Here is a 25,007-nt window from a genome sequence, read left to right as displayed (position 1 = left end):
CATTGCCAAGGCAGATTTGACAATGACGAAAATAGTGGGAAGTGGCTCGTTTTTGAGACAAAAAGAGCCACTATTACCGATGCATTTAGGGGGAAAAGTTTTTGAAGAAGCTAACGACGCGTTCATTTAAAACCATTGCAGCAATACTTGCGCTAGTGCTATTTGTTCAAATACCGGCAGCATCTGCAGCATCATTAAGTGAACTGAAAAAAGAGCGCAGTCAACTCGAAGCAGAAAAAAAATCAATAAATAAATCACTTGAACAAAAAACAAATGAGATTCAAACAAATCAAAACAGACAGCAAAAAATCATTTCGCAGCTGGAGCAACTAGGTGCAGAAATTAATGAAACGAATCATAATATTGCCGTTGTCGAATTGGATATTGAAATTGCAAACGAAGAGATTTCTATTTTAGAAGATGAAATTGCAGAATTAAAAGAGAAAATCGAACAGCGTAATGAGCTATTGCGTGAACGTGCTCGCGCGATTCAGTCATCAGGTACAGTAAGCTATCTTGACGTCCTGCTTGGAGCAAATAGTTTCGTAGACTTCATCGATCGTTTTTCTGCTGTAAGCACACTTATGGACGCTGACCGTCAAATTATGCAAGAGCAAAAAGAAGACCAGGAAAAGCTTGAAGTTCAAAAGCTGGAACTTGTGAAGAAGAAAGAAAATCTTGAAGCCAATAAAGCAGAATTAAAGAGTTTGATGGCTTCATTAAATAAACAAAAGAAAGAAAAGAAACGGTTAGTAGCAGAGCTTGAAAAAGAAGAAGCGAAATTACGAACTGAGAAAACAGAACTTAAAGCTGAATATGATGATAAAGTAGAATTAAGTAAAGAGCTGGAAGAGAAGTTTCTTAAAGAACAGCGCCGATTAGCTGAAGTTGCCCGTCAAAAGGCATTGGAAGCTGCGGCAGCTAAAAAGAAAAAACAAAACAGCAGCAGTAGCAGTAGCAATAGTGCTGTAAGTTCCGGAAACTTGCCGGTTGTTTCGGCAGGAAATTGGACAAGACCTGCAGCGGGCCGTTTTACATCAGGGTTCGGCGGACGTGATATTGGTCCGATCGGAAGTAAGAATCACTTAGGAATTGATATTGCCAACTCAATCGGCACACCGGTTGTTTCAGCAGCGGATGGTGTTGTTTCGTATGTTGGTTCGATGAATGGTTACGGTAATGTTGTCATGGTTACTCACTCAATTGAAGGACAATTATTCACAACAACGTATGCCCATTTAAGCGGATTTAATACGAGTGTTGGAGCATCTGTTTCAAAAGGTCAGCAAATTGCACGACTTGGGAATTCAGGTAACTCAACAGGACCTCATGTACACTTTGAGATTCATGTCGGTGAATGGAACGGCAGTCGTTCAAACGCCGTTAACCCATTAAATTATATTTCACTGTAACATAGAGAAAAGACCAAACTTTAATTAAAGTTTGGTCTTTTTATTTGTGTATGAAGAAGGAGTGGGACAGTTATCGTTATATAATTTATAGCAATTTTTCCCGCTTTTTTTAGCCTCGTATAAAGCAATATCAGCTTTTTTCATTAAACTGGATTCAGTAAAAATTAATTGACTAGGTGCCGTTGCGATTCCCATGCTTGTTGTAACCGTTAAGGTATGACCGTTCAGTTTCCATGGAAGCTGGATAGTATCGTTGATTCTTTCTGCAATTTCTATAGCATTGTTAGAGCTTTGAATGTTTGAGAGTAGAATTACGAACTCATCTCCGCCTAATCTTGCCACCATGTCATGATCACGGATAGTTGATTTAATACGAGAACCAAATTCTTTAATAACCGCATCTCCTGTGTCATGACCATAAGTATCGTTAATCAGTTTAAAATAATCAATATCTAAAAGTATTAGAGCAAGAGGGGTATTACTAGTTAGAAATTGCTCTTTTGCCAAGGCAAATTGTTCTTTAAAAAATAATCGATTTGGAAGATTTGTTAAACTATCGTGATAAGCAAAATATTTCAATTTGGCTTCATATTCTCTTCTTAAGGTTATGTCTCTAGTGAGTACGACCAGATGCTGAAAGTTATTGTTATGGTTGAATACAGGGTTTCCGATGGATTCACACCAAATCATATGTCCTTCAGCATTTTTTTGTCTGAATTGAATAGTAAAAGGTTCACCTGAACTGATCGAATTTTGGACAATTTCCAAGAAGCGTTCTTGATCATCTGTATGGACATTATGAAGGAAACTTTTATTAAGATATTCTTGCTGGTAGTAACCTAAGATATTTTTATAAGATGGAGAAACATATGTAATTTCTCCGTCTTTGTTAATAAGTGTAATTAAGTCATGGGCATTCTCTGCAATAATGCGAAAACTTTTTTCACTTTCTTCCAGCTTGTTAATGCTTTGTATCTGTTCAGTGACATCTTTCAAAATTCCGTATAATCCAATGATTTTCTCATCGATGAATAGTGGGATGATTTTAAAAATGATGTTAACTTGCTCGCCATTTTTATTGTTAAAGAGTAAATTTCCACTTTGATTAGTTCCTTTAACCGCTTCGTTTATCAGATTATCAAAGTTGCCTGTATCTTCTTTGTCTATTATCTCTTTAAGTGATTTTCCAAATAACTCTCTTATTTCATATCCGGTAATATGTTCACTCGCTTCATTGCCATCTGAAATAAAACCCATTTTATCTAAAATGAAAATACCATCTGTATTATGGAAAAACAAAGAATGATACCGCTCATTACTTTCAGCCAGTTCATTTAACATTTCCATTGCATTTGTAAAAGTATTCCTTTCATGTGTAATATCTCGTACAACTGCTATGATTTGATCAACTGTACCTTTTTCATCAAAAAAGGGGCTTAAAACAGTTTCAGCATAATACTTTTTACCATTCTCCTCGTAAACATCTTCATAAGTATAGCTATTTTGAATTTCAACAACTTTGCTGTATTGATTATATAAAAATTTTGCTTTTTCCTTTGGTTCAATATCCATAATGCTTGAGCCAACAATTCGCTTAGACAAATTTAAACGCTCCATTGCAGCGGTATTAATAAACTGAAAACGAAAATCATCGTTTACAACTTTAAGTATAAAGACCATATCTTTAATACCGTTCATTAAAACTTCTTTATAAAATTTCTCCATAAAAGTTCCCCTTGTTTTAACTGGACTAAAATTTATTTCTTCTGAAGTAAGTATGGGCATCTTCATAGATAAATTCAGTGTTTGGAATTTCATCATTATTCCTAAATATGGTACTTAATTTATTTATAATAGAAGCTAATCGATTTTCCGTCAATTGATTCATTTTTCTAGGCACTCCGTAAGAATAGACTTGCGCAAACTGTTCATTTATCCATTTTAATTCGCCATTTAATTCAAATTCTTAGTCCAGAAGGGTGAAACTAATATGAAATTTCATATCCATATTGATGGGAAGTTTTAAATTTGATAATATGTTCAAACCCCCAAGTCTTATATTCTTAATTAAAATAGGCGTTTTACTTAATTGGACCGGTTTACGATTCAGGATTCAATCGTCTAAAATATGTTTATAAATTGTAATGGGACCATATATCGGGACTATGTATTTAGAACAAAATATATATGTTATAAATACCCGTTTTTTAAAATAAATAAACAAATTGGATAAAAGCAAATTTGTATTATTTATGGTCATTCAATCGTTGACTATTCAAAAGAAATTTATCTAGTTTGAATAATTACCTGAAAGTTATGATAATGTACTAGTAAGAAGAAACGGCGGGGTGATGTTGATGAAAAAAAATATTGGAATCGGTATTATTTTAGTGCTGGTCATCACAATGCTTGGCGCTTATATAAAAGCTGAAATCAATCAAAGTACTGCAATCAACGAAAATGCATTAGGGAAAGAAGTTGAACTGGGCGAAGAAGTAGGCCTCGAAAAAGGTCAATTTGCACCGGATTTCACATTATATAATTTAAAAGGCGAGCCGCTGACACTTTCGGAGCTGAGAGGGAAGCGGGTCGTACTGAATTTCTGGGCAACATGGTGTCCGCCTTGTGAAGCGGAAATGCCGCATATGCAAAAATACTACGAAAAATACCGTAAAGAAGATAATGTTGAAATTGTCGGTGTCAATATGACGTATGCAAATGAAAAGCTGGAGCGTGTGGAGCAGTTTTTAAAAAGCTATGATATCACCTTCCCGATCGTACTGGAACAAACAGAAGCAGTCGCCTATCAATATGAAATTTTGACAATGCCGACAACATACATGATTGATTCAGCAGGGAAAATACAAAAGCAAATCATTGGCCCGCTGGATTTGGATTCATTGCGGGAAAATGTGAAACAACTTGATTAAGCATGGGGAATGCACAGACCGCCATCTTAAATTCTTCATTTTGTGACGTATAAATTCGACTTTATAAGTATGAAACTTTCATTCGCTTCATAAATTTTATGGAACGGAGGAGAATTCGTGCGGAAAAGTCGGATTTTTTTATTAGTAGTTGTGATGGTATGCATCGGTATAATTGTTTATGGTGTTATGAAAATCAAGGCACAGCCACAAGAGGAACAGGCAGATTTTGCAGTAGTCAATGAACTGCATCAGTTAATTACGAGCGAATCAGTTTATGATATCAACTCTGAAAAATTGGTGGAAGGTGCACTGAGAGGTATGGCAAATGCAATAAATGACCCCTACAGTACGTATTATTCGGAACAAGAAGCAGCATTACATAAACAAACGCTCGCAAGTGAACGAATCGGAATTGGTGTTGAGTTGGCAGAAGCGAATGGCAAGATTATTGTCGTGGCCCCTATTAAAGCATCGCCTGCAGAAAAAGCGGGTATTCGACCATTGGATGAGATTATACAAATTAATGAAGTACGACTTGACGGAAAATCTATGGGGGAAGTTCGTAAGTTGATGTATGGCAAGGAAGGGGAAGCAGTTGAACTTGTCATTTACCGACCGGAACTGGACCAGCATTTAAAGTTAGTCATGAAAAGAGAACGTTTGAAAAATGATACGGTGGAAGCTGAAGTTCTCGAAGTAGAAGGGAAAAAACTCGGCTATATAACGATCAATCTATTTGGTGAAAAAACAGCAGAAGAATGGAAACAAGCTCTTGATGGGGTAATTAAGGAGGAAGTAGAAGGATTAATCATTGATGTGAGGGACAATCCAGGTGGCTATTTACATAGTGTTGCCCAAATGATGAGCATGTTCGAGCAAAAGGAAAAAATCTTTGCGTATATGCAAAATCATGATGGTGTAACAGAGCCACTGAAAACAAAGGAAGTGGAACAGTTCCAGCCTTATGCAAATTGGCTGCGTGACACGCCTTTAACACTTATCCAAAATGAAGGAAGCGCGTCAGCTAGTGAAGTGTTTGCGGGTGCCCTGCAGGACTGGAAACGTTCGGTCATTATTGGGGTGACGAGCTTCGGTAAAGGAACGGTTCAGCAAACATGGGATCTTCAAAATGGCGGAGAAGTAAAATTATCGACGAATAAATGGCTTACACCTTCTAAAAAGTGGATCCATGATGTCGGGATTGAACCGGATGTGGAAGTGACGCAGCATCCTCTTTACAGTGTAGAAACAAAAATACTGAAAGGGCGCTATGAAGAGGGAGAATACAGTGAAGAAGTTGCCTACAGCCAGCGTATTTTAAGTGAACTGGGCTATGCTATCAGCCGGACAGACGGATTCTTTGATGAGGATACAGCACAGGAAGTAGAAAGCTTCAGAAAAAAGCATGATATTGCAGAAGGAAAATATATGGATGAAGTATTTTTCCATGAATTAACGAAAGAACTGCAAACATTCAAACAGTCAAAAGTAAATGATATGCAGCTGCAGATGGCGATCAGTTATATTATGCATCAGTTTGAGTGATGGACTATTTCATTTGTAAATCAATACCCGAGTAAGATGGTGAATCCTTTATAAAGCAATTTTAATAAAGAGGGCGTTGTCGAATTATACAAGTTCGACAACGCCTTTATTTCATTTCCGGTACAAATGGGACTACGCATTCCGTAAAGGATTTGGTACAATTATTCGTACGGTAGGTGAGAATATGGATGGAACAGTTTTGATTGAAATTTTAAAAGGGATTGGCCGATTTTTTATAAATCCTTTGTTTTATATCGCCATCATTTCCGCAGTTTATTTAGGATATCGCCGAGTGAAGCGCGAACGAAGGTATTTTAACCGACGGATACTAGGTGGCTGGTCCGAGCTGAAAAATATGCTTGCGATGGGCTTTATGCTGTCCGTTATTATTTCCTTATTTAGTCTTGTAATAGGCTTAACAGTATCACTCGAATTATTGACAATTGTATTTATTGTAAGTTTCGTAGGTTTGATCATTTATATGTATCAATTATTATCGCCGGCGATTGTAATGGCGATTGCTTTTTGCGGAATCGTTTGGATGCAATGGCAAGATTGGTCATACACAATCGGAACTATTGAACTGGCAGGAAGAAATGTTACGGACGAACTTGTTATGACCGTTCCGATTATGACAGGGCTCTTGCTGATGGCAGAAGGGATTCTGATTCGCCGTTATGGTGCCCGTTTTGCTTCACCGATTGTTGAGAAAACAAAGCGTGGATTAAATGGGATAGGCTATTTTAGTAAACAGCTTTGGATTTTACCTGTCTTTACTATTATTCCGGGTGAAGGCATTCAAAATTTTGCGCCTTATTGGCCACAATTTACGATCGGAGCAGAACAGTTTTCGATCATTGTTTTCCCGTTTATTATCGGATTCCAGCAAATGGTGCGCCAAAAGCTGCCGATGAATGTATATCCTCAAATGGGACGTTCGATTATCATGATAGGGCAATTTGTGCTGATCGTCGGATTGGCCGCTTATTTCCTGCCGGTGCTAGGTGCTGCTGCATTAGCATTAGGGGCAATTTCCCGTACGATTATCGGCATTCATTATAGTCGCTCAGAGGACCGTAACAGTTACGCCGTTGTACGCAGTGATAAAGGTGTTATGATTGCCGGCATTTTACCGGATTCTCCTGCAGAGAAAATGGGACTTGTTGCAGGTGAAATTATTAAGCGTGTAAATGGACAAGATGTTTTTACAGAAGAAGATTTGTATAAGGCATTGCAGATCAATGCTGCCCATTGTCGTTTGGAAGTGCTTGATCATTCAGGCGAATTACGTCTTGCCCAGCATGTGGTCCATCGTGATGATAATCACAAAATTGGATTATTAGTTGTTAGTTAATTTCAAAAGAATCTCGGTAATACGAGGTTCTTTTTTTTGGTTAAAACGGGTATAAACAAATTATGTTAAGATTAAATTGTACTAGACAGCATTGTATAACTTCAGGAATTTTTATCGTTTTTGGTAGGGGTGATTGATTATGTTAGATTGGCTGACAATCGATAATATAGAAACAATTGTAGAGAAATATAAGTTATTAGGCCCGTTTTTCGGAATTTTATTAACATTTTTAGAATCATTTATACCGATATTGCCGCTGTTCGTAATAATTATTGCCAACGCCGCAGCATACGGTTTGTTTTGGGGATTTTTACTGTCCTGGCTTGGAACGGTAGCAGGATCATACATGTTCTTCCTCATGATTCGCATGTTCGGAAAGTACCGTCTCTTCCGCCGGATTAAAGAACAGAAACAAGTTAAAAAACTGATTAACTGGGTGGATATTAGAGGATTTACACCACTGTTTGTTCTGCTATGTCTGCCGTTTACACCTGTTGTCGTTGTCAATACGGTTGCTGGTTTATCCAATATTAAAAAGAAATATTATTTTTTGACACTCCTTATTTCAAAACCCATTTTAATCTTTTTAATTAGCTATTTAGGCAGTGATTTACGTGATATTTTAACCTCTCCTGCAAAACTTATTATTTCAGCTGTCATTATTTTAATCATTTGGGGAATCGGCAAATTGATTGAAAATATTTTAAATAAGCGTGTGGAAAGAGATTTGCGAGAGATCGGGAAGTTACGAAAACATAAATGAAAAACTATAAGTCTTGGCTTTTTACAAATAGTGAAAAGACAGGGCTTTTTTGTATGATTGCAATTAATGCACGAACAAGTATTCTTATATTATAATAGAAGGAAGATATATAAGTGAGGTGGGAATTGTGACGTTACGAGTTATAACAGGACGGGCAGGCACGGGGAAAACAACGTTGATTCACCGTGAGATTGTCGATGACTTAAAAACAAATATATTTGGACATCCAATTTTTATATTAGTTCCTGACCAAATGTCGTTTACAACGGAATATGAGCTGACGACGAATTATGACATTGAAGGAATGATGCGTGCACAGGTTATGACATTCAAACGGCTGGCCTGGTTTGTGCTGCAAAATGAAGGCGGTATTGCCCACGAACGCATTGACGGCACAGGGTACCGCATGCTGTTACGACGTATTTTGGAAGAACATCAGGAAGAGTTCCTGCTATTTAGACGAGCGGCAGGTAAACCCGGTTTTACGAAAGAAGTCGAGCAGATTTTAAAAGAATTCAGTCAATATCATATCGATGTGGAAACAATTGACCCGCTGATTGAATCATTAAAATTAAACGGTGCAAGTGAAGTACTGCTTCATAAATTGCATGATCTGAACATTATTTTAAAGCAGCTGCATGAGCGCATCGGGATCGAATATATTGATGGAGCTGGCTATTTCCCGCTGTTAATTGAACGTATTCCGAAAATGGAAAGCTTGCGAGATACCCACATATATTTGGATGGATTTGTTTCATTTAATGGACAGGAATTTGCCATTTTAAAAGAGCTTCTTATTTATGCAAAACGTGTAACAATTGTACTACCGATGGAAGACCCGCAAATGGATTTACTGGAAGGCTCCGTGTTTTACAGAGCTGCGATGACTTACGATAAAATAAAGAATGAGCTGCAGAAATTACGATTCGAACGAGGAATTGATATTGAAGAGGAGCCGCGAGTTCATTTAGAAGTAAACTACCGTGCGACAAATCGGGACTTGCTGCATATTGAACATTGCTTCGACAAAATTACGGATACACCAGTCGAATCAACGGGACATACGAAAATATTGGAAGGTGTAAACCCGCGCGCAGAAGTGCAAGGTATTGCCCAGGAAATTAAACAGCTTGTACTGGAAAAGGGGCTTCGTTATAAAGATATCGGGATAATGTACCGCCAGGCAGATGTATATGATGCAATTATCGGAACGACCTTTACCCAATACGAAATTCCGTTCTTCTCAAATGAGAAGCGGTCGATGCTTTATCACCCGCTTATCGAATTCAGTCGATCCGTACTGGAGATTATTACGACAAACTGGAAATATGAGCCGGTTTTCAGAAGCATTAAAACCGATCTGTTTTTCCCTTATGGAGCTAATTTAGTCGCAATGCGGGACAGAGCGGATATTATGGAAAACTTCGTCATCGCAAAAGGAATTGTCCATGACCGCTGGATGAAAGATGAAGTATGGCATTATCGCCGTTTTAAATCACTGGAAAAAGTAAATGCGGTTCAGACAGAAGATGAGCTGGAGCATGAGCAACTTTTGAAATCAGTACGAGACTTAATCAGGGAGCCGGTACTGGCATTGCAGAACCGGTTGAAAGGCAAAAAGACAGGCCGTGAAATTGTAGTGGCACTGTATGAGTTTATGGAGCATCTTGATATTTATAAGAAGCTGCTAAAAATGCAGGAGCAGGAAGAGCAGACCGATTCACTTCATCAGTCCCTGGAGCATGAACAGGCTTGGAATGGCTGGATTCATATTTTGGAGCAGTTTGACCTTATGTTCGGCGATAAAGTTATGCCGTTGGAAGAAGTAGCACAAATTTTGGATGAAGGTTTTGAAACACTTGAATTTGCAAGTGTGCCGCCGACATTGGATGAAGTGACCGTTTCAACTGTCGAGTTTGCCCGTTTTGACAATAAAAAGGCAATTTTCGTAATCGGTGTTAATGACGGGGTATACCCGATGCGTATGGAAGCGGGAGGACTGCTGTCTGATGACGAACGTGAAACATTTGAGAAAATCGATGTAGAACTCGCACCGGGTATAAAAAGCAGACTTCTGCAGGAAAGCTTCCTGTTTTACCGTGCGATTTCTTCATCGACACACTATTTATATATTACGTATGCAGATGCAGATGAGGAAAGTAAAAGCAAGCTTCCATCGCTTTATATTAACCGCCTGCACAGCATGTTCGAAATTATCGGAAATCGAGGCACGCCAGAGGAAAAAACAGTTCGTACACTGCCGCATAGGCAAATTGCAATGGACCCGCTTGACGAACTTCAAAAAGACAATGTGCTTAATTATATACAGCATCCGTCACCGGCAATCGGCTTCTTAATGACCCAGCTGAAGCAGGCACAGCACGAGCGACGTCCGCTTACCGAAGAATGGGCGGCGTTAAAAGCATTTTATGAACGGGAACATCGCTGGAAAGATGTACTGAATGTCGTGGAAAAACCTTTGTATACGACGAATGAAGCTGAACCGCTAACTGAAGACATAGCAACAGCATTGTATGGGGAAGACTTTTTGGCAAGTGTATCGCGTATTGAACGCTTTTACAGCTGTCCGTATTCACATTTTGCATCCTATGGGCTGAAACTGCAGGAGCGTACGGAATTCAAGCTGGAAACATTCGCGATGGGCGATCTTTTCCATGAGGCAATCCGGACAATTTTATCCGAGAAAGAGCCATCGATCCCTCTTACGACATATGTAGCTTGCTATAAAAAGGCGAATGAAACCATTTCAAAACTGGCGGATTATTTCTCGTACAGTATTTTAAAAAGCAGTCACCGCTTTGAATATATTAAAACGAAACTTGTGAAAATCGTGGCACGTACAATTTATGCACTCATCAATCAAAGTGAGCTGTCCAAGTTTAAAGCAATTGCCCATGAAAAGCCGTTTGGGAAGCGCGACGACAAAAATACAGAACAGGATGACCGCAATCCGCTGGAAGCACTGAAAATCGATCTGGAACATAACCGGAAAATGTATGTGCGCGGGCAAATCGACCGTATTGATGCATATAAAGATGCGGAAAATCTGTATTTGCGTGTTATTGATTATAAATCAAGCGGCCGCAAGCTTGATTTTACCGAAGTATATAATGGAATCTCGCTGCAGCTGTTGACGTATTTAGATGTAGCGATGAAAAATATCCCGATTATTGCACGTGAAGGAAAATTCATTCAGGATTTATCAGAGCTGGAGAATATCATTGTCCAGGCGGCCGGGATGTTCTACCTGCATGTACACAATCCTCTAATTCCGACAGAGGATTATGAGCAGTATGATCGCGTTGAAAATCTTCGTCAGGAGAAGTTCAAGTTAAGCGGCTATATGGTAAAAGATGTGGAAGTGGCACAACTAATGGACAAGTCACTTGAGCCGAGTAAGACATCAATTATTGTACCAGCGGCGTTTAAAAGCGGAGAGAATCCGGAATTTAACAGCCGTTCCTCAAAAGTGATCGAACAGGAGCAGATGGAAAACTTGCAGGAATTTGTGCATTATAAATTCCGTCAGGCGGGCAATGAAATTTACCGCGGAAATACGGAAATTAAACCGTACAGCTTGGGCAATCAAAAGGCTTGCACGTATTGCAGTTTTAAGTCGGTTTGCCAGTTCGACCAGTCGGAAACAGGCAACAGCTTCAACGAAATCAAGAAACAGCCTGAACAGGAAGTATTTGAAAATATTAAAAAGGTGGTATGTGCAGATGACAATTCCAGCGAAGCCGAGTGATGTTCAATGGACAGATGTTCAGTGGAAAGCCATCTACGCATCCGGTCATGACATATTAGTGTCGGCAGCGGCCGGTTCAGGAAAAACGGCGGTATTGATCGAGCGACTTATCCAAAAGATTTTAGCGCCTGAAGACAAGCGCATTGATGTGGATGAGCTGCTCGTCGTAACGTTTACAAATGCCTCGGCTGCGGAAATGCGAAACCGTATGGCAGAAGCGCTTGAAAAGGAACTTGCCCAAAATCCGAGCAATCATTTTCTGCGCCGTCAATTAAGTTTATTGAACAAAGCGCAAATTTCAACGCTGCATTCATTCTGTTTATCGATTTGCCGTGAGTATGCATACACGATTGATCTGGACCCTGGTTTCCGTCTGGCAAGTACAGAGGAAGCTTCGTTATTGCAGGATGATGTGCTGATGGATGTGCTTGAAAAGGCATACCGGGGCGATATGGAAACTTTATTTACGAAAGAGGAGCTTTACACATTAGTCGACAGCTTTGCATCTGACCGCAGTGATCAGGCGATTGAATTGTTGCTGCAGGAAATGTATAAAGTGTCGCGTGTACAGCCAAACCCGTATGAATGGCTGCGTGCATTGCCGGAGAAATACGATATTGACCCGGAAAGTCCGATCGATGAACTGGTCATTGCGCAGGAAGTCCGACCTTTTATTATCGGAAGCCTGAAAGAAATTGCCACTCGTCTAGAAAAAGGCTTGCAAATTGTGTCTGTTACACCTGCTTTAGAGAAAAACAAGCCATTGTTTGAAGCAGAATATACCGGGGTTAAGCATGTACTTGAAGCGATGGAGGAAGGCTCATGGGAACAGGCTTATGATCTGATTCCTGCTATTGAGTTCGGACGTATCAAGCCGTTGACGAAAAAGGATACCGAGGAAGATAAGCAATATTATGCGGTAGCGAAAAATCATCGCGATACGGCAAAAGAAATGCTGACGGATTTAAAGGATACATTCTTTGCGCGTCATCCAAAGTTGTATGTTCAGGAGATGGCGGCGACGAAGCCTATTTTGGAAACGCTCGTTAAACTGACGATTGAATACAGTGAAGCGTTTAAAAAGGCGAAGCAAGAACGAGGCCTGCTTGATTTTTCGGATTTGGAGCATTATGCATTGGAAATTTTGACAGATGAAGAAAGTACAACAAATCCACCCCAGCCATCCGATGTGGCATTGAATTTCAAGAAGCGTTTCAAAGAAGTGCTTGTCGATGAGTATCAGGATGTCAATTTCCTGCAGGAAACAATTTTGCAGCTTGTGAAAAACGGCGGTGAGCAGGACGGAAATATGTTTATGGTCGGCGATGTGAAACAGAGCATCTACGCATTCCGACTAGCAGAACCGCGCCTTTTCCTAGATAAATATAAACGCTTTGAAGAAGACCCGTCCGGCACAGGAATGAAAATTGACCTGAATGCCAATTTCCGCAGCCGTTCGGAAGTGCTGGAAGGTACGAACTATGTATTTGAGCAAATAATGGACGAAGAAGTCGGCGAAATTGCGTACGATGAACAGGCAAAACTTAAATTCGGGGCGAGCTATGATGAGCAGCAAGTACCGATTGAATTAGTATTACTGGAAGGTGATTCAAAAGCGCAAATTATTCCAGGAAGCGAAGATGGTTCCGACGAAGAGAGTATCAGCTCGGCACAGCAGGAAGCACGTTACATTATTCAGCGCATCCGTGATTTAGTCGATCATGGTGGACAAGTGTACAATCCGAAAACGAAATCAATGCGTCCTGTCAGCTACCGCGATATTGTCGTATTGATGCGTTCCCGCACATGGTATACGACGTTTGCAGAGGAATTCAAATTGGCCGGCCTGCCGCTCTACGCCGAAACGGATGGCGGCTATTTTGAATCGCTTGAAGTGATGATTATGATCAACACATTAAAGGTCATCGACAATCCGTATCAGGATATTCCGCTCGCTTCTGTACTGCGTGCGCCATTTATCGGGTTAACGGAAAACGAACTGGCAAAAATCCGTTTAATTAACGGGAAAGTACCTTTTTATGAGGCATTAAAGCAGTATAAAGAAGAAGCAGCGGGTGACATGCCAATTGAAACAGAGGCTAAGCTCGATAAGTTCTTTACAATGCATCAGAAATGGCGCCAGTTCTCCCGTCACGGGGCATTGGCCGATTTAGTATGGCAAGTGTATTTAGATACGAATTACTACGAAATGGTCGGAGCGATGGCGAACGGCAAGCAGCGCCAGGCGAACTTACGGGCACTGCATGACCGTGCATTAAGCTATGAAAAATCATCATTCCGCGGATTATTCCGCTTCCTGCGATTTATCGACCGGATGAGTTCACGTGGAGATGATTTAGGGATTGCGAAATCGACGAGTGAAGCGGACGATGTCGTCACATTGCTCACAATCCATAAATCAAAAGGATTAGAATATCCGGTCGTATTTGTAGCGGGGATGAGCCGTACATTCAATACGAAAGACTTAGGCAGCCGCTATATTTTCGATCAGGATTTCGGTTTGGCGATTAAATCAGTGAATCCGGATCTAAATATCATTTCGACATCCTTACCGCATTTATATGTGAAGGAGAAAAAGCTTGCGAAAATGAAGGCAGAAGAAATGCGCGTTTTATATGTGGCGATGACCCGTGCAAAAGAGCGCCTCATTTTAGTAGGATCGATTAAAGATTGGGAAAAGCAGAAGGAAGAATGGGCATTTTATCAGGAACTGGAGGATACGGTGCTCCCTGCATACATTCGTTCGAAAGCGAACAGCTATTTAAGCTGGGTCGGTCCGGCTGTTGCACGTCATAATGATTTCCTGTTTGCCAATTACGGCTATTCGAAAGAAGCGGCCACAACAGAGAAATGGACGGTCCGCATCATTCCAAACCGTGACTACTTGCTTGCCAATGAAGCGGAAACGGTGGAGCATGAAGTGGTTGAACAGGCAGTGAATGAAGATTTGGTTCAGCTGCTGATGAAACGTTTCACGACACCGTATCCATATGCAAATGCGGTTACGAAGAAATCAAAAACGTCGGTATCAGAGCAAAAGCGTCTCGAAAGTTTGCAGCGGATGGAAGAAGAGCAGCTTTATAATATGGAAGCGAAGCGCTACGTAAAAACCGATGTACCGAGCTTTATGCTAAAAGGGAAAAAAGAACGGAAGCTTTCGGCAACCGAAGTCGGTACAGCTGTCCATGCCGTGATGCAGCATATCCCGCAGCAAGGCTTTACATCGATTGAAGAGACGGAAAGTTATATCCAATCGCTTGTAAATCGTAAACTGCTGCAGCAAATTGAAGCGGATGCAGTTTCAGCGGAAAAAGTATTTGCCTTTTTCCAAACGGAAGTCGGAGAGCGTTTTAAAAAAGCAACGCAAGTACTAAGAGAAGAACCATTTACACTTAGTTTGAAAGATCAGGAAGGGGATGCCCAAATAGTACAGGGTGTCATCGACTGCATTTTTGAAGATGAACATGGAAACTGGGTGCTTCTCGATTATAAAACCGACTATATCGAACAGTATTTATTAGGCGATTTAGAGAAAATTAAACAAAAAATGACAAAGTCGTACCAAATTCAATTAAACTATTATCAGCATGCTGTCCAATCAATTAAGCGTATTCAAATAAACGAACGCATTTTATATTTATACAGTATTGGACAAGAAGTGAAAATAGATTAGGGGGATTGACGGTGGATTTTCGCCCAGTAGGTACGAACGAGCGTGTTGCAACACTCGATATATTGCGCGGGGTAAGTTTACTCGGCATTTTATTAGTTAATATGTTTGGGTTTTATTTACCGATGCCGCATATAGCGGATTTGAGCAGCTGGTTTAATGAAGTTCAGGATATAATACTCCAACAGCTTTTGGATATTTATGTACAAAGCAGCTTTTATCCGTTATTTTCTATGCTGTTCGGGTATGGATTAGCAATGCAATATGTAAAAGCAAGTGAGACGGGCGCAGATTTTTACCGGTTTGCGCCGAAGCGTCTAATTTTATTATTTTGCATTGGGATGTTTCATGCGATTGTCATCTGGTGGGGCGATATTTTGGCCACGTACGCATTTTGCGGAGTATTTTTAATCGCGCTAATTCGTATTAAGGCAAAATGGCTTCTGATGGTGGCGGTTGCGGTGAATGCTCTGTATCACGGTTTTAATTTAAGTTTATATGTCGCAGCAGGTTTTTTTACGGCATCAATGGATAGTTTCTCTGTCGATATTGAAGCAATTCAAAGTGCCTTAACAGCATATGGTATCGGGAACTGGACGGATGCATTTATGCAGCGTCTTGATGATTTATCGATTCAGATGAGTGTCATGATGTGGATTTCGTCTTTATTTACAATATTACCTTATATGCTGTTTGGCGCGGCACTTGCAAAATGGCGTATAATCGAGCAGGCAAAAGAAAAAATCATTGTTTGGATCATTTTGGCTGTTGCTGGTATTGGCTGCGGACTTTATTTGAAGAGTTTGCCGATATTCGGTGACCAAACATTGGGCAATGAATACTTGCAAGTTTATATCGGCGGACCGCTGCTTGCGATTGGCTATATGGCAGCTATAACATTGCTGACACAATTACCGGTCATAGTAAAACTGCTGACGCCGATTGCAAAGGCTGGCCGTATGTCTCTCACGCTTTACCTGATGCAGTCAGTTATTTGTACGGTACTGTTCTACAATTGGGGGTTCGGTTTATACGGAAAAGTGGATGTGCAGATGGGGATTTATTTGGCGGTAGGAATTTTCGTTATCCAAGTACTATTTGCGGAAATCTATTTCTCAAAATACAAACAAGGACCGATTGAAGCATTACTGAAAAGATTTACTTACGGTAAACCTGCAGAACGTAAAACGTGAACTAAGAATGTGGTATTGTATAAAATTTTATGCACCGAACGCTTAGTTTTACGTATTAAGGCCCTTTTTGTCAGAAAAGTAAGGCAATTGTTTATATTTTAATGTATGATGTAAAAAAACAGAAGGAGTGCTCCACGTTATGAAATTGTTATCTTTTAAAGTAAACGAACAAGTAAAGTTTGGCCCAAAAGTAAAAAAAGAAGAGGCAGTTTGGGATGTAATCGAAATCCAAAACCAACTTAATGTACTAAAAGACTTTCCGAAAACAATTATTGACGGGATTGCACATGGCTACGAATTTGTTGAGCAGGTTCGTAAATTAGTAGAAGCAGCTCAAAATCATGAAGAGGGAGCCCAGTTTAAACTGGCTTATTCTGATATTGAGTGGCTGTCGCCAGTTCCTCGTACACCGAAAAATATTTTATGTGTTGGTAAAAATTACAGTGATCATGCCCGCGAAATGGGGGCAGAAAAGGCTCCGGAACATATCGTTGTTTTCACAAAATCACCAACTGCAATTGCCCCTGATGAATCGACATTACCTGTGCATGCAGATGTGACGGATTCCCTTGATTATGAAGGGGAGTTAGCTGTCGTAATCGGCAAGCGCGGAAAAAACGTTCCGAAAGCAATGGCATTTGACTATGTGTTCGGTTATACAATTGCCAATGATCTTACAGCCCGTGATGCACAGGAGAAGCATAAACAGTTCTTCTTAGGTAAAAGTTTGGAAGGCAGCTGTCCAATGGGGCCGTATTTAGTAACGAAAGATGAAATTCCTGATCCGCACACATTATCAATTGTGACGAAAGTAAATGGTGAAGTACGCCAAAATGGATCGACGAAAGATATGTTGTTCTCTGTTTCCGAAATTATTGAGACAGTTTCAAAATATGTAACATTAGAGCCGGGCGATGTAATTTTAACAGGTACGCCGGCCGGAGTCGGAAAAGGGATGAACCCGCCGAAATTCTTGAAAGCAGGCGATGAAGTGAAAATTGCAATTGAAGGAATCGGGACTTTAGCAAACCGATTTGCTTAATATTTTCATAGCTGCGGATAGCTAGATTCCGATATTAATAGGCAGTAGATTTTCAGTGATAGGGGAAATCTACTGCCTTTTTTGTAGAAAAATTTAGCTTTTATATGACAACTCATTGAACTTGGAAGATTCAATTGAATTTATATAGCTTTACATGGTAGGATATTGCCTGTAGAGAATAAATAGAAGAGGTGGAAAATTCGTGGATTTCTTAACTAGTACGACGCATATGCACATCACGACTTGGGTAATAGCATTAATATTATTCTTTATCGCTGCATTATCCGGCAAAAAAATGAAAGCAGTACACATGATTTTACGTTTAATGTATATTTTAGTGATCGTTACAGGATTATCTTTATTCCTGGAATGGCGCGACAAAATCACTGAAAGCGGCATGAACTATGACATGAAAGTGTTATTTGGTATTTTAGTAATCGGCTTTATGGAAATGGTATTAGTACGTAAAAACAAAGGCAAATCTGTCAATATGTTCTGGGTACTATTCGGTATCGTTCTATTAATCACATTATACTTAGGCTTAAGCATGGGTATCGGTGTAAACTTCTAATAAAGATTGAAGCGTGTAAAAAGTGGAGGTGGCTTTTTACACGCTTTTTTGTATGGAGTAGGGAGAATTCTACTTTCCAGGGATTCGTTCTATTTTTGTAGCGTTTTGTTCTACATTAGGGGAGAGACGTTCTACTTTATATTGGAGGTATTCTACTTTTCGGTTTCCTCTTTCCACATTTCATCCTGAAAGTTCTAATATCTCGGGTAGTTCTACATTCTGATGCATTTGTTCTACTTTTGAGGAGAGACGTTTTACATTAGGTTTTCATAGTTCTACTTTGCTGGCTCAACGTTCAACATTTCACCTATAAAGTTCTAATATCCCGGCAGTTTCAACATTCCCTGCTATTTGTTCTACTTAGGTGGAGAATCGTTCCACATTAAATAAGGTAGTTCTACTTCCCGGGCTCAACGTTTTACACGCAACCCTCTAATTAAAGACACCTTGCCTCAATTCCTAATTATATCAACCCCTCTATACACATTTCTGACACGTATTTGTTGAATTTCCTATAAATAACTATTTAAGCTAGCTACATTTATACCTTTTTTGGTAAAATGACGTTGGACTGTATTTGAAAGAGAGGGAAATGAATGGGATTTAATAAATGGTTTCGTACATTAGCTGCGGGTGTGCTGCTTTCGACTTCATTGTCAGTTGCTGCTGTTGCAAATGCGGAAGAGCGTACGATTGCAGATGAAAGTATATATGATGTTTTAGTGGACCGTTTTTTTAATGGTACCGGTAAAAATGATGATGATACAGTAAATGCGCAAGACCCGACGATGTTTACGGGCGGGGATTTCAATGGATTGCTGAAGAAAATCGATTATGTAGCAAACATGGGCTATACGATGTTGTCGATAGGCTCCGTATTTGAGACTGAAAAATATGATGGGTCGATGCCAACGAGCTATACAATGTTTGACCACCGTTTTGGAACAGCAGACGAATTTAAAAAAATGGTCGAGGCTTATCAAAAACGCGAAATCAAAATGATGGTTGACTTCCCGATTTCCAATGTTAGTCCGAACCATGAACTTGCTGAAAAACAAGGATTTGTGGCATCTGAAAATGATGGGAAAATACAGTGGGACTTAACGAATGAAGAAGTACAGAATGAGCTGATCAACAGTGCTGTACAATTTGTAAATACATATAAACTGGACGGGGTTCGTTTAACGAATATTGAACAGGCCGATACTGCTTTTTTAAATCGCTTTATCGAGCAGTTGAAAGCAGCAGGTGCCTATGTCATTGCTAATGCAGAAAGTGATGCAGATTTTGATGCGAAATTTTACGGTGATACTGCTTCCAACTTCACGAATGCTTTTAAAAATGTTGATTTAAATACGACAGTACTGGAGCCTCATATCGAGGAAATGCTTTCAGGAACTCCGGTATTATCGATGGCAGATACAATCTGGTCGGACCGGTTCACATTAGCGGCAACAGAGGAAGGCATGTATCCACCGACACGCAGTAAAATTTCCATTGCGAGCACTCTTTTACTTCCTGGTGTGCCGATCGTACAATATGGATCTGAAATTGCGATGAATGGGGAAGCGGGTGTTGAAGCGCACCAGTACTACAATTTTAAAACGGACTCGGAATTAGCCGATTATGTCGGAAAGCTACAGTCTTTACGAAATGATTCCGATACTTTGCGTAACGGGGAATTTAAATGGCTTGAAAATGAAGACGGCTATATTGTATTTGAGCGCAAATCGGATGAGGAAACATGGATTGTTGTCATTAATAATAGTAGTAAAACAAAACGTGTGCATATTCCGGTCGCTGAGCTAGGTGAGGGAAAAGAAGTTCGCGGGATGTTCAATAATGAAATCATACGTGAAAATAAGGACGGCAACTATGCGATTATTTTAGACCGCGAAATGGTAGAAGTGTACCAAGTGATTGAAGCACGTGGTATTAACACTTCTTACATTGTGGCACTTGGATTAGTCGTTGTGTTATACACAGCATTTATGATTGTTATTATGAAGCGCGGGAAAAAACGACGTGCAGAAAGTTAAATAAAATGAAACAGCCTGGAGAAGCATACAACATGCTTTTCCAGGCTGTTTATATTGTATTACAGTTTTAATCGGTCCTGCAGAAATTTCCCGATGCCGTCTTCATTGTTCGATAGCGTAATTTCATTGGCGATTGTTTTCAAATCGTCGATACCGTTACTCATCGCAACGCCAACGCCTGCGTATTCAATCATTTCCAAATCGTTGTCCTCATCGCCAAATGCAATGATGCGTTCTCGCGGAATGCCCATTTCTTTTGCAATATGGTCGATGCCTACTGCTTTACTTAACCCTTTGTGGACAATTTCAATAATAGGGAAAGGCGCTCCCCAACGTCGATGCTCGATCAGTTCAGCGTGAACATCCTGTAAATGCTTGCGGATGATCGGTGTATTTACATCATCTGCCTGAATAAGTAAACTTGTCGGATTTTCTTTTAATGTATTTTTCAGATCGCCCGTTAAAATATTTGGATTCCCCATGTGCAGCAACTGAAGCACACCTTCATCTTCACGGTGAAGGTACACATCATCCAATACTTCGGCGATTAAGTTGTCGTATTCGTATTTATGAACCGATTCTACAACATCATGGACTACACTTAAATCGACTGTAGTATGAATCGTTTGCCACATCGGATTTTTAGGGTGGTGGATGAGGGCTCCGTTGAAATTGACAATCGGAGTTGTTAAACTCAGCTCCTGATAATAAAGCTGACTCGCACGATACGGACGTCCTGTCGCGATCATCACCTGATGACCTGCTTCTTTTGCTTTCAACAAAGTTTCCTTTGTCAGCGCAGAAATCTTCTTCTCGTCCGTCAATAAAGTGCCGTCTAAATCTAATACAATTAAATGTTCGTTCATAAGAGTAAGCCTCCTTTAGCCTGGGTATAATTGTAACGTGCAAAAATAGCATTCGTCAAAGTTTTGAAACATCGACCAATTTTTGCTAATGTAAACAAAGAGGTGAGAAATTTGATAGTAGATAAAGAACAATGGAAGTCCATTCCATTACTGCATGTGTATGATAAAACGATGGATGAGCAGACACCGGTCGTTATTTTTCTTCATGGTTTTTTAAGCGCAAAGGAACATAATTTACATTACGCTTATCAGTTTGTGCAACAAGGTGTACGCGTTATACTACCTGATGCATTAATGCATGGAGAGCGCTCGAACCAATTGACAGAAGAGCAGATGAACTTTAACTTCTGGAAAATTGTATTAAAGTCAGTGGAAGAAGTACATACTATTTATGAAGAATTGAAGCTGAAAAACTTAGCAGGGAACAAGGTTGGTATTGCCGGAACTTCAATGGGCGGAATCGTCACTTCAGGCTGTTTAGCGATCTATCCATGGATTGAAACGGCAGGTATTTGTATGGGAACGACAAGCTATACGAAACTGGCTCTCCATCAAGTAGAGGATTTAAAGCAAAAAGGCGTAACATTTCCGTTGTCTGAAGAACAGCAAAACGGCCTGCTTCAAATGCTGCAAAAATTCGATATGGAGCAGCATGAAGATTTATGGGCAAACAAACCAATCATTTTCTGGCATGGTGAGCGCGATACGGTTGTTCCTTATCATATGAGCCGAGATTACGTTGAACAACTGGAAAAAGAAAAAAAAGCAGAACATATTACTTATTTGGCAGAACGAAAAGCAGGGCATGCAGTATCAAGAAACGGGATTTTGCAAGTCACGCAATTTATGGCACAATGTTTGGCATAAAGCATACGTTCTGCTATGATTAACAATAACATCATGGCGAAAGGGGAAATTTAAAATGGCAATTGATCACGATATGAAAGAAAGTATGTTAGGTGCATTGGAAAACGTAATTGACCCTGAGTTAGGCATTGATATCGTCAACTTAGGCTTAGTATATGAAGTGGATTTAACAGACGAGGGCTTAGCAATCGTTACGATGACATTAACATCAATGGGCTGTCCGCTTGCACCGGTTATCGTTGACCAAGTAACAACGGCACTTAGCGAATTACCGGAAGTAAAAGAAGTGAAGGTTGATATCGTATGGCAACCGGCATGGTCTAAGGACAATATGTCCCGCTATGCAAAAATGGCATTAGGTATCCGTTAATAATAAGTAAATAAAGATTGAAATTCGGTCATTTTGCGTATAAGCAAAGTGATCGATTTTTTTTAAGGAACTTTTTGCGAATAATACAGGGTAATTATTTGTTGTTTGACCAATTTTGACTTATAATTAAATTAATCAAAAAAGGTCAAACTTAATGAAAGGGTGCACTTTATGCAATTTAACCAAACACAAGATAATCGTCCGCCATTAGAACAATTTGGACGTAACTTAATTGAACAAGTAAAAAACGGTAAGATGGATCCGGTTATTGGACGAGATGAGGAAATTCGGAACGTTATTCGTATTCTGTCACGTAAAACAAAAAACAATCCGGTCCTCATCGGTGAGCCAGGTGTTGGTAAAACAGCGATTGTCGAAGGGCTGGCACAGCGTATTGTGAGACAGGATGTTCCTGAAGGATTAAAAGATGCGGAGCTATATGAACTGGATATGAGTGCACTGATTGCCGGGGCATCGTATCGAGGGCAGTTTGAAGAGCGGCTGAAGTCTGTATTAAAGCAAGTGAAAGATTCTGATGGGCGTATAATTCTATTCATCGATGAGATCCATACAATTGTCGGTGCAGGGAAAACGGACGGAGCGATGGATGCAGGAAATATGCTGAAACCAATGCTTGCACGCGGTGAACTGCATTGTATTGGAGCAACAACATTGGATGAATACCGCATGTATATCGAGAAAGACCCTGCATTGGAACGCCGCTTCCAGCAAGTAATGGTGCGAGAACCTTCTATTGAAGATACGGTCTCCATTTTACGCGGAATAAAAGATCGTTTTGAAGAACATCACCGTGGTGTTCGTATTCATGACCGTGCGATTATTGCTGCGGCCGAACTGGCGAACCGTTATATTACAGACCGCTTTTTACCGGATAAAGCAATTGATCTTGTCGATGAGGCATGTGCAATGATCCGCATAGAAATTGATTCAATGCCACAGGAACTGGATCAGTTAACGCGCCGTCTTACACAGCTGAAAATTGAGCAGCAGGCGCTGAAAAAAGAAAAAGATGATGCAAGCAAAAAACGTCTCGAAATCATTACAGATGAAATTGATACATTGGAAGTATCAATAAAGTCAATGAAGGAACAGTGGGAACTAGAGAAAAACGGCTTACAAATTGTACGCGATAAAAAAGATGAACTGAAAAAAATGGAAGCCGAGCGCGATGATTTATTTATTTCAGGCAATAATTTAGCGCGGGCAAGTGAGCTTCAATACAGTAAAATACCACAGCTTGAAAAGGAAATCGCCGAACTGGAACTGCAGTTGAAGCAGTCAGAAGGTAACCGGATGCTGCGTGAAGAAGTGACCGAAGAAGAGATTGCTAAAATTATTTCGCGCTGGACAGGTATTCCGGTAACGAAACTTGTTGAAGGTGAACGCGAAAAACTGCTCCGCTTAAAAGATACACTGCATGAACGGGTAGTCGGCCAGGACGATGCGGTAACTTATGTAACGGAGGCAGTTTGGCGTGCGCGTTCAGGTATTAAAGATCCGAATAAGCCGATCGGAAGCTTCCTGTTCCTCGGTCCAACCGGTGTCGGAAAAACGGAATTGGCAAAAGCATTGGCCGCACAACTATTCGATTCTGAAGACCATTTCATCCGTATTGATATGAGCGAGTATATGGAGAAACATTCTGTATCAAGGCTTGTTGGAGCTCCTCCAGGCTATATTGGCTATGAAGAAGGCGGTCAGCTTACAGAAGCGGTACGCCGTAATCCATATTCCGTTGTATTGCTGGATGAAATCGAAAAGGCGCATCTGGATGTTGCGAATATTTTACTGCAAGTACTCGATGACGGCCGAATTACCGATAGCCAGGGGCGGATCGTCAACTTTACGAATACCGTCATCATCTTGACATCGAATATCGGTTCACAATTTTTACTGGAAGCATCTGAAGAATCGGAACAGCTTGTCCAAGCGGCATTGCGCCAGCACTTTAAACCGGAACTGTTGAACCGGATGGACGATATTATTATGTTCCATGCATTATCGAATGAGCACTTCCATAAGATAGCCTGGAAATATGTAAAGCAGCTTCAAGAACGGGTCGCAGAACAGGAAATTACGCTGTCTGTTAGTGGAGAAGTTGTGGACTGGATTGTGAAGCACGGGATTGACCCGCAGTTTGGTGCACGTCCGCTCAAACGCTTCGTCCAACGCCATTTGGAAACGATTGTTGCCCGTGAACTGTTAAAAGGAGAAGTCACAGCAGGTGGAAGTTTATCAATTGCATTGGAAAATGAAGAGTTAGTTATAAAATCAAATTAAGTGTGAAGAAAGCTTGTGCGCGAGTGCGTACAAGCTTTTTTATTTATGCTGTAAATGTTCTAATAAGGATGGTTAAAGTTCTAATATAAATGAAAAAGTTCGTATAAAAGCCGGAAGTTCTAATATAAATGGAGGTTGTTCTAATAAGAGGTGCTACTGTTTAAAAAAAGGGGCCGACTTTTCTAATATCAAGTATAAAACTTCTAATATTACATGGAATTTTTCTAATAAAGTCGCCCATTCAAAATAGGCGGAAATAACAAGGGGCTGTCCAGTAGTTTTACCGGACAGCCC

At 40.2% G+C, this 25,007-nt stretch carries 16 protein-coding genes; 14 read left to right on the top strand and 2 right to left on the bottom strand.

Translation table 11 applies throughout. The features are described from left to right. The first annotated feature begins 101 nt into the window (after nucleotides 1-101). Entirely contained in the window at nucleotides 102-1,412 is a 1,311-nt protein-coding gene (locus ABS917_RS10320) for a murein hydrolase activator EnvC family protein (protein ID WP_350478891.1), read from the top strand. Between the two features lie 24 nt (nucleotides 1,413-1,436). Here ABS917_RS10320 and ABS917_RS10315 read toward each other — a convergent pair whose 3' ends face one another. Beyond that, nucleotides 1,437-3,137, bottom strand: coding sequence for a diguanylate cyclase domain-containing protein (locus tag ABS917_RS10315; RefSeq protein WP_350478890.1), 1,701 nt, complete (start codon nucleotides 3,135-3,137; stop codon nucleotides 1,437-1,439). Nucleotides 3,138-3,769: 632 nt separating this feature from the next. On the opposite strand from ABS917_RS10315, the gene ABS917_RS10310 reads away from it, so the two are divergent. The 10 genes from ABS917_RS10310 to ABS917_RS10265 all read left to right on the top strand — a co-directional run bounded on the left by ABS917_RS10310 (nucleotide 3,770) and on the right by ABS917_RS10265 (nucleotide 20,309). Then, nucleotides 3,770-4,342: a peroxiredoxin family protein gene (locus tag ABS917_RS10310; RefSeq protein WP_350478889.1), complete on the top strand. Its 573-nt coding sequence runs from the start codon at nucleotides 3,770-3,772 to the stop codon at nucleotides 4,340-4,342. A gap of 117 nt (nucleotides 4,343-4,459) precedes the next feature. Next, on the top strand, nucleotides 4,460-5,887 hold the full coding sequence (locus ABS917_RS10305; RefSeq protein WP_350478888.1) for a S41 family peptidase: 1,428 nt from the start codon (nucleotides 4,460-4,462) through the stop codon (nucleotides 5,885-5,887). A 76-nt stretch (nucleotides 5,888-5,963) separates the two neighbouring features. Beyond that, on the top strand, nucleotides 5,964-7,241 hold the full coding sequence (locus tag ABS917_RS10300) for a PDZ domain-containing protein (RefSeq protein ID WP_350478887.1): 1,278 nt from the start codon (nucleotides 5,964-5,966) through the stop codon (nucleotides 7,239-7,241). Nucleotides 7,242-7,380: 139 nt separating this feature from the next. Further along, nucleotides 7,381-8,004 (top strand): TVP38/TMEM64 family protein, encoded by a 624-nt coding sequence (locus ABS917_RS10295; protein WP_350478886.1) that lies wholly within the window; start codon nucleotides 7,381-7,383, stop codon nucleotides 8,002-8,004. 127 nt (nucleotides 8,005-8,131) lie between these two features. Beyond that, complete coding sequence (gene addB / locus ABS917_RS10290) at nucleotides 8,132-11,773, top strand: helicase-exonuclease AddAB subunit AddB (RefSeq protein WP_350478885.1); 3,642 nt, start codon at nucleotides 8,132-8,134, stop codon at nucleotides 11,771-11,773. Further along, nucleotides 11,748-15,467 carry a helicase-exonuclease AddAB subunit AddA gene (gene addA, locus ABS917_RS10285; RefSeq protein ID WP_350478884.1) on the top strand — a complete coding sequence of 1,240 codons (3,720 nt, stop codon included), beginning with the start codon at nucleotides 11,748-11,750 and terminating at the stop codon, nucleotides 15,465-15,467. Before addB ends, addA begins: the two co-directional genes overlap by 26 nt. 11 nt (nucleotides 15,468-15,478) lie before the next feature. Then, complete coding sequence (locus ABS917_RS10280) at nucleotides 15,479-16,657, top strand: DUF418 domain-containing protein (RefSeq protein WP_350478883.1); 1,179 nt, start codon at nucleotides 15,479-15,481, stop codon at nucleotides 16,655-16,657. Between the two features lie 139 nt (nucleotides 16,658-16,796). Continuing rightward, complete coding sequence (locus ABS917_RS10275; RefSeq protein ID WP_350478882.1) at nucleotides 16,797-17,699, top strand: fumarylacetoacetate hydrolase family protein; 903 nt, start codon at nucleotides 16,797-16,799, stop codon at nucleotides 17,697-17,699. Between the two features lie 202 nt (nucleotides 17,700-17,901). Beyond that, nucleotides 17,902-18,270 carry a YisL family protein gene (locus tag ABS917_RS10270; RefSeq protein WP_350478881.1) on the top strand — a complete coding sequence of 123 codons (369 nt, stop codon included), beginning with the start codon at nucleotides 17,902-17,904 and terminating at the stop codon, nucleotides 18,268-18,270. Between the two features lie 596 nt (nucleotides 18,271-18,866). After that, nucleotides 18,867-20,309, top strand: a complete 1,443-nt coding sequence (locus tag ABS917_RS10265) for an alpha-amylase family glycosyl hydrolase (RefSeq protein ID WP_350478880.1) — start codon at nucleotides 18,867-18,869, stop codon at nucleotides 20,307-20,309. A 59-nt stretch (nucleotides 20,310-20,368) separates the two neighbouring features. Here the strand turns inward: ABS917_RS10265 and ABS917_RS10260 are convergent, their stop codons facing one another. Beyond that, nucleotides 20,369-21,175 (bottom strand): Cof-type HAD-IIB family hydrolase, encoded by an 807-nt coding sequence (locus tag ABS917_RS10260; RefSeq protein ID WP_350478879.1) that lies wholly within the window; start codon nucleotides 21,173-21,175, stop codon nucleotides 20,369-20,371. 111 nt (nucleotides 21,176-21,286) lie between these two features. Between ABS917_RS10260 and ABS917_RS10255 the strand changes: the two genes are divergently transcribed. From ABS917_RS10255 to ABS917_RS10245, 3 genes are all read left to right on the top strand, one after another. Beyond that, a complete protein-coding gene (locus ABS917_RS10255) occupies nucleotides 21,287-22,042 on the top strand; it encodes a serine aminopeptidase domain-containing protein (protein WP_350478878.1) in 756 nt (251 codons plus the stop codon). A gap of 61 nt (nucleotides 22,043-22,103) precedes the next feature. Continuing rightward, complete coding sequence (locus ABS917_RS10250) at nucleotides 22,104-22,412, top strand: metal-sulfur cluster assembly factor (protein ID WP_039966323.1); 309 nt, start codon at nucleotides 22,104-22,106, stop codon at nucleotides 22,410-22,412. A 171-nt stretch (nucleotides 22,413-22,583) separates the two neighbouring features. Then, nucleotides 22,584-24,713 (top strand): ATP-dependent Clp protease ATP-binding subunit, encoded by a 2,130-nt coding sequence (locus ABS917_RS10245; protein ID WP_350478877.1) that lies wholly within the window; start codon nucleotides 22,584-22,586, stop codon nucleotides 24,711-24,713. Nucleotides 24,714-25,007 lie beyond the last annotated feature (294 nt).

The organism is Solibacillus sp. (assembly GCF_040273735.1).
Taxonomy (GTDB): domain Bacteria; phylum Bacillota; class Bacilli; order Bacillales_A; family Planococcaceae; genus Solibacillus.
The sequence above is the reverse complement of the archived record's forward strand: the minus strand, read 5'-3'. Positions and strand labels throughout refer to the sequence as shown.

What these genes read in the sequence shown, in the direction of transcription:
- ABS917_RS10315 (WP_350478890.1), bottom strand. Translation starts at nt 3,137, where the DNA reads ATGGAGAAATTTTATAAAGAAGTTTTAATGAACGGTATTAAAGATATG.
- ABS917_RS10310 (WP_350478889.1), top strand. Translation starts at nt 3,770, where the DNA reads ATGAAAAAAAATATTGGAATCGGTATTATTTTAGTGCTGGTCATCACA.
- ABS917_RS10295 (WP_350478886.1), top strand. Translation starts at nt 7,381, where the DNA reads ATGTTAGATTGGCTGACAATCGATAATATAGAAACAATTGTAGAGAAA.
- addA (WP_350478884.1), top strand. Translation starts at nt 11,748, where the DNA reads ATGACAATTCCAGCGAAGCCGAGTGATGTTCAATGGACAGATGTTCAG.
- ABS917_RS10275 (WP_350478882.1), top strand. Translation starts at nt 16,797, where the DNA reads ATGAAATTGTTATCTTTTAAAGTAAACGAACAAGTAAAGTTTGGCCCA.
- ABS917_RS10265 (WP_350478880.1), top strand. Translation starts at nt 18,867, where the DNA reads ATGGGATTTAATAAATGGTTTCGTACATTAGCTGCGGGTGTGCTGCTT.
- ABS917_RS10260 (WP_350478879.1), bottom strand. Translation starts at nt 21,175, where the DNA reads ATGAACGAACATTTAATTGTATTAGATTTAGACGGCACTTTATTGACG.
- ABS917_RS10245 (WP_350478877.1), top strand. Translation starts at nt 22,584, where the DNA reads ATGCAATTTAACCAAACACAAGATAATCGTCCGCCATTAGAACAATTT.